Below are 11944 nucleotides of genomic sequence, written 5' to 3'. Positions count from 1 at the left end.
GGACATGATCGATCTCAGCCGCTCCGCTCTCATTCTTGTTGATATCCAGAACGATTTCCTACCCGGCGGTGCTCTTGCCGTTCCGGAAGGCGACCGCATTCTCGACGAGGTCAACGCGCTTGCCACACGGCCATTCAGGGCTATCATCGCAACTCAGGACTGGCACCCCCGCAACCACTGCTCCTTCACCGCACAGGGAGGCCCCTGGCCGCCTCACTGCGTCGCGGGCACCCATGGAGCAGCTTTCCCAGAAGCACTCACACCCGCTCCTGTGACGCACATCATCCGCAAAGGCGTGCTGCAGGAACGGGACAGCTATTCGGGATTTCTGGATAACGACCGCGCAACTTCCACCGGGCTGGACGGGTTATTAAGAGGTCTCGGCGTCGAACATGTGGTTATCTGTGGGCTGGCTCTCGATTACTGCGTTGCGGCGACGGCGCTGGATGCCCGCCATTACGGATACCGCACAGACCTCGTTCCTGAAGCGTGCCGGGGTATTGCAGCTGATCCCGGATCAGCGCTGGAAAAACTTGAAAAACAGGGTGTTCTGCTGAAAAGCGTAGATGCCTACTGAAGGTAGAATAATGCGGATATCCAGACTGCTCCTGACAATCATAGCACTGGCAACCTGTGATGCCGCTTTGGCAACCACACCTCCAACGACAGCGGAACTGGCCGGAACAGATGGGTTTCACCAAGCCTATCAGGCCATGCTGACCCTACCATCATGGGTCACCACGGCTCACGCGACTTCCGTACCGGTCAGCAATTTCAGCGCTGATGGCAAAGACTACATTCTGGGTCATATGTGCCGTCCCCATGACTGCGCGGCAGAGCAGCTTGAAGTGGTTTTCGCCAAGGATCATTCGGCAGCGTGGGGTCTTCTGAGCATTCGGAACGAAACATCCCTCAGGCAGAACTTTCTTGGCGCGCCTGATGCCGCCATGCAGAAAATTCTTCTGAAAGCCTATCAGGACAATAATCCATCAAACTGAATTTAAAGGAATATTGATTGGCGCTGGGCGTGTCAGGCAGATGGCGCGCCCTACTGGATTCGAACCAGTGACCCACAGCTTAGAAGGCTGTTGCTCTATCCAGCTGAGCTAAGGGCGCATCTGTAAAGCCATTAACTGGTCGGGGCGCCCGGACTCGAACCGGGGGCCTCTTGTACCCAAAACAAGCGCGCTACCAGGCTGCGCCACGCCCCGAACCGGCCGGAACCTAGGATGTCTGACCGGTTGAGGCAAGAGGGTTTTTTTATTCGCCTTCGCTTCGTACGAGGGGGGGCACGAAAAGCGGCGCCGTATCCCATGGAAAGAGCACCCAGGTGTCCTGCGCAACTTCCGTTACGTAGTGATCGGTGAAGGGTTTGCCATCAGGTTTGGCATAAAGGCAGGCGAACACGGCCTTGGGCAGCAGTTCGCGAACGATACGGGCAGTCACACCCGAATCCACAAGGTCATCCACGATCAGGAAGCCTTCACCATCGCCAGCAGCCACAGGCGGCTTGACGACCTTGGGCTCGTGCTGGGTGCCCTCCTCACCGGCATAGCTGATGACCGAGACGCTTTCGATCAGGCGGCAGCCCATTTCGCGGCCCAGAATGGCGGCGGGGATCAGGCCACCACGGGTAATGGCGACGATTCCACGGAAAGGACCATGTTTCTGCATGAGCGTTGCGGCCAGAAGGCGGGCGTCACGATGGAGCTGGTCCCAGGTGACGGTCGCATAATGAACGGTTTGGGGAGTTCTGATTGGCTGTCATGGTCTTCCTCTGCCTTCCGTCTGGCAATTTTGCAATAAACTTGAGAGACGGAAATGCCTAAAGTGCCGCAATGATTGATCCGGCCCTGCGCTCCCTCCCCGGCCTTCCGTCCCTGATTGTCGGAAGAATTTTCTCACAGCTTTCCGCAACGACCATGACAATCGCCATCGGATGGCAGATCTATGCCCTGACGCATGACGTGGCATCTCTGGGTTATCTGGGCCTCGCCCAGTTCCTCCCCATGATCCCCCTGACATTCGTGGCCGGACATGTCGCGGACCGCTTCAACCGGCGAACCATCGTCCTGATCTGTCAGGCCTGCGAAATCGTGGCCACAGGCGCACTGGCTTTCGCAGCCGCATTCCATGCCCTGACAACAGGCGCCATTTACACATTCGCGGCCTTCTACGGCGTCCTGAGAAGCTTCGAGATGCCCTGCCAGCAGGCCTTTCTCCCCGCTATCGCACCACCTGCCCTGTTACCCCGCGCACAGGCCCTGCTCTCTTCACTCTTCATGACGGCTTCGATCGTCGGGCCCAGTCTGGGCGGACTGCTCTACGGGATCGGGCCTGTCGTCTGTTACGACCTCTCCACCGCAGGGTTTGCTGCCGCTTTCGGAGGCACATTATCCCTCAGGCTGGTTCATACGGTCCCCGCCAAGGAACCGATTACGTTTGCCTCGGTTTTCGCTGGCCTGTCTTTCCTGAACCGCCGCCGGGATCTTCTCGGAGCCATTACGCTCGACCTGTTTGCCGTGCTTCTGGGCGGTGCCACAGCCATGCTGCCGGTCTATGCCGACGGTATCCTGCATGTCGGTCCGATCGGCCTGGGCATGCTGCGTGCAGCTCCGGCCGTAGGAGCCCTTCTGATGTCCTGGGGGCTGTCACGCTATCCTCTGAAAGGTCGCGCAGGCCTCATCATGTTCGTGTCCGTGGTGGTCTTTGGCGTTGCAACGATTACTTTTGGAGCCTCCCACATCGTCTGGCTCTCCATCATTGCCCTGATGGTTCTGGGCGCATCTGACGTCATCAGTGTGGTGATCCGCTCTTCGCTTATCCAGTTGGCCACACCGGATTCAATGCGGGGTCGCGTTTCGGCCGTGAACACGCTGTTCATCGGTTCAAGCAACCAGCTTGGCGAATTTGAAAGCGGGATGCTCGGAACGGCCATCGGACCGGAAGCCGCAGTCATTGCTGGCGGCGTTGGCACCATCGTGGTCGCAGCCGTCTGGGTGCGCCTGTTTCCGCGCCTGTGGGCGCTGGACCGTCTGGAAGACGTTTTCCCGGAGGAGCAGTAAGTCCAGAAACGCAAAAAGCTCCCAAGAGGGAGCTTTTTCTGCGGCCAGAACCAACCTTGAAAAGGCTGGCTCCCGAAGTAGGACTCGAACCTACGACCCAGCGATTAACAGTCGCTTGCTCTACCAACTGAGCTATTCGGGACCGGCGAGGTGGTATGTAGCCAAATGGCCGGGGCCGGTAAACCCCCAAAATGAACTTTTTCGAGAGATTTTTTCGTTTCTCTTCAAAGACCTGCGAAAAACAGCCGTTTTTTCAGAGCTCTTCCCGCCCCCGCGTCGCAAGCTGATCCACGCGTTCGTTGTTTTCGTCCCCCGAATGACCTTTAACCCAGAGCCATTCGATCTCATGCGCCTTCGCAGCATTCAGAATCCGCTCCCATAGATCCATGTTGGCCACGGGATCACCTGCCGCATTACGCCATTTCCGCCGCACCCAGCCGGTATGCCAGCGTGTAATGCCATTGCGCAGATATTCGCTGTCCGTATGCAGTGTCACAATGCAGGGACGCTTCAGGGCTTCCAGCGCTTCGGCCGCAGCCGTCAGTTCCATCCGGTTGTTGGTGGTCTCCGGATGGCCGCCCAGAAGTTCTTTTTCCTGACCGCGACAGACCAGAAGGGCTCCCCATCCACCGGGGCCCGGATTGGGCTTGCAGCCCCCATCTGTCCAGATTTCAACCTGAGGCCGCGCCGAAGACGCCTCAGACATGCTTCATGCTCGCGAAATGTCGCAGACGTAGCAGGTAGGCCAGCGGATCCTTGCGGGTAACCAGCGCATTGGCCGGCGTGTTGATCCAGTCATACAGCCGGGTCAGCAGAAACCGGATTGCAGCCCCCTGACAGAGCACTGGAAGGGCCGATTTTTCTGCTTGAGTGAGAGGCCGGACGCTTTCGTAGCCCTGCAGAATGGCTGCAGCAAAAGACGGCTCGAAGAACTTTTCGTCCCGGAAACACCATGCATTCAGGCAGATCGCCAGATCGTAGGCCAGAAAATCCGTACAGGCGAAATAGAAATCGATCAGCCCCGAGACCTGACCGTTCTGGAAAAACACGTTGTCCGGAAACAGGTCGGCATGGATCTGCCCGCGCGGAAGGTCATCCGTCGCAGGCCAGGCAGCCTCGATTTTCTGAAGCGCTGCCCGCACTTCCGCCGTCAGACCGGGCGCCAGCGCATCCCCGCTCTCACCACAACTGTCGAGAAGCGGTCCCCAGGCCGAGGCAGACAGCGCATTGGGACGCACCGCCTCATAGCCTTCACCGGCGAGATGCAATTGGGCGAGAACCTTGCCGAGTTCCAGGCACAGCCCGGCGTCAAGCTGCGTTGCCGAAACACCCGGCAGAAAAGTCGTGATCGCCGCCGGACGGCCTGCGAGGCTCCGGAGTGCCTTGCCGTCCCGGTCCGAAACCGGCAGCGGGCAGTTCAGTCCTCTGCCCGCCAGATACTGCATGAGCCCCAGAAACCACGGCAGCTCATCAGCTTTTACGCGGCGTTCAAACAGCGTGAGAATAAAATCCCCCTCCGTGGTGCGGAGGAGGAAATTACTGTTTTCGACACCCTCGGCGATGCCATGAAACGAGACCAGCGTCCCGATCTCGTAAGTGCCAAGAAACGCCTCAAGCGTCTCGGCCGCCAGTTCCGTATAGACGGCCATGAGAAATCAGTCGTCCTCGCCAGCCAGGGGGCCAGGCAGACGGAAGTTGATGTTCTCTTCCTTGACAATTCGCTCTTCGATCTTGAGCATGTATTTCTCGGCAAGCGCCGTCACCATTTCCTGCACAAGGCTCTCGGGAGCGGACGCACCGGCACTGATGCCCAGCGTCTCCACGCCTTCGAGGACGCTCCAGTCGAGATTTTCAAGCTTCGGCACCAGCAGGGCACGACGTGCACCGGAGCGCTCGGCGACTTCCCGCAGACGCTGCGAGTTGGAGGAGTTTGGAGAGCCGATGACAATCACCAGATCGCTCTCGGGCGCAATCGCCTTCACGGCTTCCTGACGGTTGGTCGTGGCGTAGCAGATGTCCTCGCGCTTCGGCCCCTCGATCAGCGGGAAGCGCGAGCGCAGGATATCCACGATCTCGGCCGTATCATCAACTGAAAGCGTCGTCTGCGTGATGAAGGCGAGCTTCGTCGGATCTTCCGGCTGAATTGTACGGGCTTCTTCCGCATCATTGATCAGCGTGACAGCGCCCGGCGGAAGCTGGCCCATCGTGCCCACGACTTCCGGATGGCCGGCATGACCGATCATCAGGATGTGACGCTGGTCCGGACCACCACCTGCGAAATGGCGCTCTGCTTCGCGATGTACCTTCGAGACCAGCGGGCAGGTCGCATCCAGATACAGCAGGTTGCGGCGCTGTGCCTCTGCCGGAACCGCCTTGGGAACGCCATGGGCCGAGAAAACGACATGTCCGTCTTCGGGAACTTCATCCAGTTCCTCGACGAAAATGGCGCCCTTGGCTTCCAGTCCTTCAACGACAGTCCGGTTATGGACGATCTCGTGGCGGACATAGACCGGAGCGCCATAACGGCGCAGGGCCTCTTCCACGACACGGATGGCACGGTCCACACCGGCACAGAATCCACGCGGACCGGCGAGCAGGACACGAAGGGTTTTATGGGCTTCCACACCGTCGGTGCGGGAAGGAGCGAAAGTCGTCTGTTCTGACATGGTGTTCCCCAAGCGGGCGGAGTTCGATATGTAGGACCAGTATCGACCGGATTGCCTCTCGTCGCAACGTCCGGGCCGCTTTGTTGGGAGTTTCTTCAGCTGATGCCAGCCATCCGGCGCCTCGCCTCGCCCCTGTTTGCTCCGGCTTTTGCCCTTGTGGCGCTTTCGAGTCTGGCCGGCTGCGACGAATCCAACCCGAGTTTCTTCGCACCTGCCTGCCCGGCGCTCGATATTCCGGGTTCGGCCGCGGACCAGTTCGTCTATGACGGCAAGAGCGCGGATATCGGCAGTCTCGTCAGCCATGCCCAGATCGCCTCCCTTTCAGGAGACTGTGAACGGGGTCCGGACGGCCCGCATGGTCATCAGACGGTCCGCACGCGCCTGAGCCTTGCGATGAACCTGACCCGTGGTCCGGCTGCGACCAGCAGCACGATCGACGTGCCGTATTTCATCGTCATCATGCGGGACGGCAAGATCGTGGACAAGAAGGTCTTCACCGACAGCTTCCGCTTCCCGGCCAATGTCAGCACGCAGTCCGTCCGGACAAACCTGCGGCTGATCGATCTTCCTGCGACCGACAATATGACGCAGGAAAATCCCTACACGCTCGAGATCGGCTACCAGCTGACACATGGAGAACTGGGTTACAACCGCGAGCATCTCGCGCCAGTCGCCTTCCACAGTCATACCCAGTAAACAGAACGCCAGGCCCGAGTGGCCTCAGATACAGGCGGCAATCCGTTACATCAAAATGGTTGCCGCATGAACAGCCCGGCATGCGAACAGGGCGGAATGTTCCGTACCGGCCATCATTTCGGAACAGAAACACATGGACAGTCGCGAACTGACCCTCCGCGGGATTATTCTCGGAGCCCTCATCACGGTCGTGTTTACGGCAGCAAACGTCTATCTGGGCCTGAAAATCGGCCTGACATTCGGTTCATCCATTCCAGCAACGATCATCTCGATGGCCGTCCTGCGCCTGATGGGCGGCGGCACGATGCTGGAAAACAACATGGTCCAGACGCAGGCCTCAGCCGCGGGCACCCTGTCCTGTGTCTTTGCAGCGTTCCCGGCCCTCATCATGGTCGGGTACTGGCATGAGTTTCCGTATGTCGTAACGCTCCTGCTCACCATGGCCGGTGGCATGACGGGCGTCGTCTTCACCATTCCGCTGCGACGGGCCCTCGTCAGCAACTCCGACCTGCCCTATCCCGAGGGCACGGCCTGTGCGGAAATCCTGCGCGCCTCCTCACCCGAAGGCGACGCCCAGAGCCTGAAATCCCTGACGCTCGGCACACTCGTCTCTGGCGCGATCGCATTTGCCACGTCAGGCTTACGCCTCCTGTCAGACGGATTTTCCGCTGCCACCGTCGTCGGATCATCCGCTTTCCGCCTGAGCGGCAGTTTCTCCCTCGCCCTGCTTGGCACCGGATATCTGGTCGGCATTGGCGGAGGCATTGCGATGCTGCTCGGCGTATTTCTGGCCTGGGGCGTGATGGTGCCCGTTCTGGGCCACGTGGCTCCAACTGCCAACCCACTGGCCGACGCGACCGGTCTCTGGCTGCACAAAGTTCGTTTCATCGGCGCAGGCGCTATTGCCGTCGCAGCAATCTGGACTCTGCTGGCGCTCGCCAAACCGGTGGCACAGGGTCTGAAGGAAGCCCTGTCGATCACCCATCAGGCCACCGGCGACGACAGCGACCGCGACCTGACACCCCGCACGCTAATCAGCCTGTGCGCGGGCATCGCCGTGCTGCTGGCAGGATTGTTCACCTTTTTCCTGTGGCCCGTCATGTCCCATGGTGGCGCTCTGTTTGCCCTTGTCATCCTGGGTCTAATTGCCTGCTTCGGGCTGGGCTTTCTGGTCGCCAGCGCCTGCGGTTACATGGCCGGCATCATCGGCTCATCCTCCTCGCCCATTTCCGGCGTCGGAATCATCGCCATCATCGTGATTTCCGTTGCCTTATGGGGACTGGAAAGCGGTGGACTGCTCACGGTTGAACAGCGCCCGATTGCCATTGCTTTCGGTCTCTTCGTCCTGTCCGCTATCACGGCCTCGGCAGCCGTATCCAATGACAATCTTCAGGATCTCAAGACCGGTCAGCTCGTCGGTGCGGCTCCCTGGAAGCAGGAAGTCGCCCTCCTGATCGGTTGTGCCGTCGGCGCGATCGTTGTCCCCTGGGTTCTTCAGGTCCTGTATCAGGCTTACGGCTTCGTAGGAGCAGTACCTCGCGCGGATATGGACCCCACACGGGCGCTCGCCGCACCCCAGCCTGCCCTGATGGCCGCTATCGCAACCGGCATTCTGACCCATCAGCTCGACTGGCTAATGCTGGAAATCGGCGCTGCCATCGGCGTAGTTCTGGTCGTGCTGGATATCGTACTACATCGCCGCAATCTGGCGCTTCCGCCGCTGGCCGTCGGTATGGGCATCTACCTTCCGGCAGATGTCTCGGTCACGATCGGAATTGGTGCGGGGCTTGGATGGCTGCTGCGTCGTTTCCCCAAGGAACAGGGAACGATGATCGCCTCAGGCTTCATCGTCGGAGAAAGCCTGATCGGCGTGGCGCTGGCAGCAATGGCAGGTGCCACGGGAAGCGCCGATACTCTGGCCCTTCCCATACCGGCCCTGCTGAATGCAGGGCTCGGCTGGGCGGTCTTCTGCGGCGTCCTGCTCTGGTTCGGACGCCAGGTCAGACAGTCACAATAATAAAGTGAAGGCCTGTCATCAGGCCTTCACCCACCACTGCACTGGCTCCTGCTCGGAAGCATCGGCTTCTGCCATCTCGGCAACCTCAGGAGCAGCCTCCTTGCGGGGACGCCCGACAGGACGGGGCGCACGACGTGCAGCCTCGGCAGCCTGTTCACGCGCCTGATGCAGGGAAGCCTTCAGTGTCTGGATGGCGTCCTGATTTTCGCGAAGTTCGCGGTTCAGTTCACTGATCTGGATCTTCGCGTGGGCTTCGCGTGTTTCAAACGCCTTGAGTTGGGACCGGACTTCCACGAGGCTCCGCTCGGCTTCTTCCCAGCGACGCTGCTCGCGCTTGACCGACTGGCGCAGGCGCTCGATTTCTTCCTGGTCTTCCTGACTGGGCGCGCGGGCAGCAATTCCCCGACTTCCCTGATGTTCGACAACAACCTGTCCATCACGGACAAAGCGACGGCGACGTTCCGGAGTGGCCGTTACAGGCCGCGCTTTGGAAGAACGGGAGGAAGCCCCGGCTCCCAGACGGGCCAAAGCCTGTCGCAGCTTGTCTTCTTCGTTAACCTGATGCTCGTCGTGCATTCTGTATTCTTCAACCAATATGATATTTATAGATTTCTTCCCTGCACGACAGGCCTGCCAAAAGGCAGAAAAGCTGACCGGACCCTGGTCCACTCAGCAGTGACATGTCCTGACAAGGATATGGAAAATCGAACTCGTCTGGAGAAACTCCAGCGTTCTGAGGACGGACTTCTAGCACTTCAGGCGCATTCTGTCACCAGAACAATAAGCCGATACCTATATTTTCTGCTAATGCCAGCGACCCGGAGACCAGAGAATATCCGTTTCACCATCATTATTGGCGTGACGGGCAAGAACAAAGAAGTAATCAGACAGTCTGTTCAGAAAGCGCAGGGCCTCTGCCGGCGCATGTTCCAGCACGGCCACCCGGCGTTCCGCCCGGCGCGCAACCGTCCTGACAAGATGGGCCTGTGCTGCAACGAGACTTCCACCCGGCAGGACAAAGCTCCGGAGATCCTGCTGGTGCTGGCGCATGTCTTCCAGCCGGACCTCAAGCCATGTGCTGGCTTCCGAAGTCAGGCTGGGAGAGCGTTCAGGATCCGGCAGACACAGATCCGCTCCAAGATCGAACAGACAGGACTGGATCTGCCGGATTTCATCCGCAAGAGCAGTCGTCCGGGTATCCTGTGCCATGTAACAACACAGAATACCCAGCTGGGCATTGAGTTCATCGACAGTCCCCATGGCTTCAATACGGGGTGAGGACTTGGACACACGCGTCCCGTCCCCCAGCGACGTCTGTCCCGCATCACCGCCACGGGTTACGATCCTGTCGATCCGGATGCTCATGCCTGTTCCGTCTTTCCTTACGTTATGCTCAGCGGTTTCTCTTGTGCTTTGCGTGATGGCGGATCGTGCGATCTCCCATCAGGTCATGAGCACGCGAAGTGTGATCGGTCAGCAGCTTGTCCGTATCCGAAGCAAGGGTTTTGATATCGGGCGTGCCACCGGAGGCCTTGGCCGTCGTGATGGCCTTGTCCAGATCCGCAGTACGGACGCTCACGACATCCCGCAGGAACATGCGGTCATATGCGGCACCATACAGATGGGAAAACGAATCGACATGCTCCTGATCGGCTGCGTCAATCTTGGCCGCAACCGTCAGGTTGGCGTCCGATGCGATCTTGGCAACGGCCTTCTGGTTCGTCGTGTGGTCGCCCTGAACCGTCGTCGCGAATGCCTTGATGACGTCGCTGTTGCTGTGGGTGGCTGCAAGCGTTGCGATGGCGATCTGCGTCTGATCCATTTCATCGACCTGCTGGATGAATGTCGCATCCGCCGTGGTCAGCTTGTAGGTGGACGCAACGCTCGGCAGAGCAGGAGCCGGCGGCGCGTCGGGAGCGTTACAGGCTGCCAGCCCGGCGAGAAGGCCGGCGGACAGGCACAGGCGGACATATGAAACGGTCATTGAAGCTTCCTTTTTCAAACGCGCCTCCCCTGCGAAGGACAGGCCGCGACAGACTGACATTCCACTCATGACAGTCTCTCATTCGCTGTTCAGACAACACATGATACATTCACGGCATGTCCGCAAATCCTGTCCGCGCCAGTTTGCCCGATCTGCTCCGGGGAAGTTTAATATTTGCAGCCCTCTCTGCCGCATCGGGCGTCATGCTGGGCGCACTCTCCGCGCATCTGCCGGACCGGCTTTTTGCCGTCCCAGGCGGACGCGCCATGCTGCATTCCGCAGTTGAAATCCAGATGTGGCACGCACTGGGTCTTTGCGTGTTGTCCCTGAACGCTGCCCGTCTGTCGCCGAAACTGATCCGCCTGGCCTGTCTGTGCATGGCAGTCGGCATGGTTCTGTTCTGCGTACCGGTTACGCTGCTCGCCCTGTTCAATCTGAAACTGGGACCCATGTCGGTTGGACGAATTGCGCCTTATGGCGGCACAATGCTCATGATCGCCTGGTGTCTGGCTGCCGCATCGGCGCTGCGTCGTCCGTTCCAGAACTGAACGGCGATCAGCTTCGGCTTTTTCTGATTCGCTGAAAAACCAGCAGGCCGATGGACTGGACGGCAAGAGCCGCAAGAAAACAGACAATCATGATCCCGGTCAGGATCAGCTGTTCGCGCCCGAGACCGGATTCAATATGAAACAGACTGTACAGTTCCTGCCAGGCGGACGTTCCCGCCACATGCTGTGCAAGTCTGATCGCGGGCTGCCAGAAGCGGAACACCGAGGCGAAAGCAAGCGTGAGCCCTACAAGGATGACAGTCCGGATCAGGGTCTCCGTGACACTGACCTCACGTGACTGCGTGGCTTGCGGAGGTGCTGCTGGCTTCTTCAAACGCATGACCTTTCGTGGAATTTGAGCTTTAATCATTTGTTCCTGTCATTCTGCGTTATGGCATGCAGAAGACAACATCAATGAAAGCCTTTTTCATGCGTCGTTCCCTTCTTGCCGCAACCGGCCTCGGTCTGGCGCTCCTTGCAACCCTTCCGGCACAGGCCGCACCCACCATGCCCGCAGTCCCTGCCCCCCAGCTGAGCGAAACATCAGCCCCTCCCGTCGCCACGCCCTATCCGGACACGGCGGTGGCTCATGATCAGGTGGCGCAGGCCTTTGCCTTGGCGCAGAAGACGCACCGCAAGGTCCTGCTCGATTTCGGTGGCAACTGGTGCCCGGACTGCAAGATGCTCAGCGGCATCTTTGCCCTGCCTGATGCCGCACGCTGGCTGGACAGCCAGTTCGTCGTGGTCCCGGTCAATGTGGGACGCATCAACACCAATCTTGATCTCGCCGAACGCTATGGCGTGACAATCAAGGCTGTGCCGACCGTCATCATCGTCACACCGGACGGTCACGCCCTGAACGGCGATGGCTCTACGGCACTGGGCAATGCCCGCAGCATGTCCCCACAAGCGGTTCTGGACCTCATTTCCGGCTGGAACAAACGCGGATAAGCCCTTGAGGCTCCGGC

The 11944-nt window shown here is 59.5% G+C and carries 15 protein-coding genes and 3 tRNA genes; 7 read left to right on the top strand and 11 right to left on the bottom strand.

Annotation, left to right across the window (positions count from 1 at the left end; genetic code table 11):
* Nucleotides 1–4: 4 nt before the first annotated feature.
* Nucleotides 5–577, top strand: a complete 573-nt coding sequence (locus ACJ2A4_RS00220) for an isochorismatase family protein (protein ID WP_408873136.1) — start codon at nt 5–7, stop codon at nt 575–577.
* Nucleotides 578–587: 10 nt separating this feature from the next.
* Complete coding sequence (locus ACJ2A4_RS00215; protein WP_408873135.1) at nt 588–998, top strand: Ivy family c-type lysozyme inhibitor; 411 nt, start codon at nt 588–590, stop codon at nt 996–998.
* A 41-nt stretch (nt 999–1039) separates the two neighbouring features.
* Here the strand turns inward: ACJ2A4_RS00215 and ACJ2A4_RS00210 are convergent.
* The 3 genes from ACJ2A4_RS00210 to gpt all read right to left on the bottom strand — a co-directional run bounded on the left by ACJ2A4_RS00210 (nt 1040) and on the right by gpt (nt 1758).
* Nucleotides 1040–1116 (bottom strand) — tRNA-Arg (locus ACJ2A4_RS00210).
* Nucleotides 1117–1134: 18 nt separating this feature from the next.
* Nucleotides 1135–1211, bottom strand: a tRNA-Pro gene (locus tag ACJ2A4_RS00205).
* Nucleotides 1212–1260: 49 nt separating this feature from the next.
* Entirely contained in the window at nt 1261–1758 is a 498-nt protein-coding gene (gpt, locus tag ACJ2A4_RS00200; RefSeq protein ID WP_408874056.1) for a xanthine phosphoribosyltransferase, read from the bottom strand.
* A gap of 80 nt (nt 1759–1838) precedes the next feature.
* Between gpt and ACJ2A4_RS00195 the strand changes: the two genes are divergently transcribed.
* Nucleotides 1839–3065 carry an MFS transporter gene (locus ACJ2A4_RS00195; RefSeq protein WP_408873134.1) on the top strand — a complete coding sequence of 409 codons (1227 nt, stop codon included), beginning with the start codon at nt 1839–1841 and terminating at the stop codon, nt 3063–3065.
* 66 nt (nt 3066–3131) lie between these two features.
* Here the strand turns inward: ACJ2A4_RS00195 and ACJ2A4_RS00190 are convergent.
* The 4 genes from ACJ2A4_RS00190 to ispH all read right to left on the bottom strand — a co-directional run bounded on the left by ACJ2A4_RS00190 (nt 3132) and on the right by ispH (nt 5731).
* Nucleotides 3132–3207: transfer RNA gene (locus tag ACJ2A4_RS00190), tRNA-Asn, on the bottom strand.
* A 111-nt stretch (nt 3208–3318) separates the two neighbouring features.
* Nucleotides 3319–3771 (bottom strand): ribonuclease HI, encoded by a 453-nt coding sequence (gene rnhA, locus ACJ2A4_RS00185; protein ID WP_408873133.1) that lies wholly within the window; start codon nt 3769–3771, stop codon nt 3319–3321.
* Nucleotides 3764–4714: a homoserine kinase gene (locus ACJ2A4_RS00180; protein ID WP_408873132.1), complete on the bottom strand. Its 951-nt coding sequence runs from the start codon at nt 4712–4714 to the stop codon at nt 3764–3766. Before ACJ2A4_RS00180 ends, rnhA begins: the two co-directional genes overlap by 8 nt.
* Nucleotides 4715–4720: 6 nt before the next feature.
* Entirely contained in the window at nt 4721–5731 is a 1011-nt protein-coding gene (gene ispH, locus ACJ2A4_RS00175) for a 4-hydroxy-3-methylbut-2-enyl diphosphate reductase (RefSeq protein ID WP_194258886.1), read from the bottom strand.
* Nucleotides 5732–5833: 102 nt separating this feature from the next.
* Between ispH and ACJ2A4_RS00170 the strand changes: the two genes are divergently transcribed.
* Both ACJ2A4_RS00170 and ACJ2A4_RS00165 read left to right on the top strand, forming a co-directional pair.
* Nucleotides 5834–6427 (top strand): hypothetical protein, encoded by a 594-nt coding sequence (locus ACJ2A4_RS00170; protein ID WP_408873131.1) that lies wholly within the window; start codon nt 5834–5836, stop codon nt 6425–6427.
* A gap of 133 nt (nt 6428–6560) precedes the next feature.
* Nucleotides 6561–8444 (top strand): OPT family oligopeptide transporter, encoded by a 1884-nt coding sequence (locus tag ACJ2A4_RS00165; RefSeq protein WP_408873130.1) that lies wholly within the window; start codon nt 6561–6563, stop codon nt 8442–8444.
* 18 nt (nt 8445–8462) lie between these two features.
* Here the strand turns inward: ACJ2A4_RS00165 and ACJ2A4_RS00160 are convergent, their stop codons facing one another.
* The 3 genes from ACJ2A4_RS00160 to ACJ2A4_RS00150 form a co-directional block, all read right to left on the bottom strand.
* Entirely contained in the window at nt 8463–9020 is a 558-nt protein-coding gene (locus tag ACJ2A4_RS00160; protein WP_408873129.1) for a hypothetical protein, read from the bottom strand.
* A gap of 228 nt (nt 9021–9248) precedes the next feature.
* Nucleotides 9249–9809 (bottom strand): cob(I)yrinic acid a,c-diamide adenosyltransferase, encoded by a 561-nt coding sequence (locus ACJ2A4_RS00155; RefSeq protein ID WP_408873128.1) that lies wholly within the window; start codon nt 9807–9809, stop codon nt 9249–9251.
* A gap of 28 nt (nt 9810–9837) precedes the next feature.
* Nucleotides 9838–10428 (bottom strand): DUF4142 domain-containing protein, encoded by a 591-nt coding sequence (locus tag ACJ2A4_RS00150; RefSeq protein ID WP_408873127.1) that lies wholly within the window; start codon nt 10426–10428, stop codon nt 9838–9840.
* Nucleotides 10429–10544: 116 nt separating this feature from the next.
* Between ACJ2A4_RS00150 and ACJ2A4_RS00145 the strand changes: the two genes are divergently transcribed.
* Nucleotides 10545–10976, top strand: coding sequence for a DUF423 domain-containing protein (locus ACJ2A4_RS00145; protein ID WP_408873126.1), 432 nt, complete (start codon nt 10545–10547; stop codon nt 10974–10976).
* 7 nt (nt 10977–10983) lie between these two features.
* Here ACJ2A4_RS00145 and ACJ2A4_RS00140 read toward each other — a convergent pair whose 3' ends face one another.
* Nucleotides 10984–11316 carry a hypothetical protein gene (locus ACJ2A4_RS00140; protein ID WP_408873125.1) on the bottom strand — a complete coding sequence of 111 codons (333 nt, stop codon included), beginning with the start codon at nt 11314–11316 and terminating at the stop codon, nt 10984–10986.
* 89 nt (nt 11317–11405) lie between these two features.
* On the opposite strand from ACJ2A4_RS00140, the gene ACJ2A4_RS00135 reads away from it, so the two are divergent.
* Nucleotides 11406–11927: a thioredoxin family protein gene (locus tag ACJ2A4_RS00135; RefSeq protein ID WP_408873124.1), complete on the top strand. Its 522-nt coding sequence runs from the start codon at nt 11406–11408 to the stop codon at nt 11925–11927.
* Nucleotides 11928–11944: the final 17 nt, after the last annotated feature.

Origin of the sequence: Gluconobacter roseus, from assembly GCF_046058915.1 — a bacterium.
GTDB lineage: Bacteria > Pseudomonadota > Alphaproteobacteria > Acetobacterales > Acetobacteraceae > Gluconobacter > Gluconobacter roseus_A.
The sequence above is the reverse complement of the archived record's forward strand: the minus strand, read 5'-3'. Positions and strand labels throughout refer to the sequence as shown.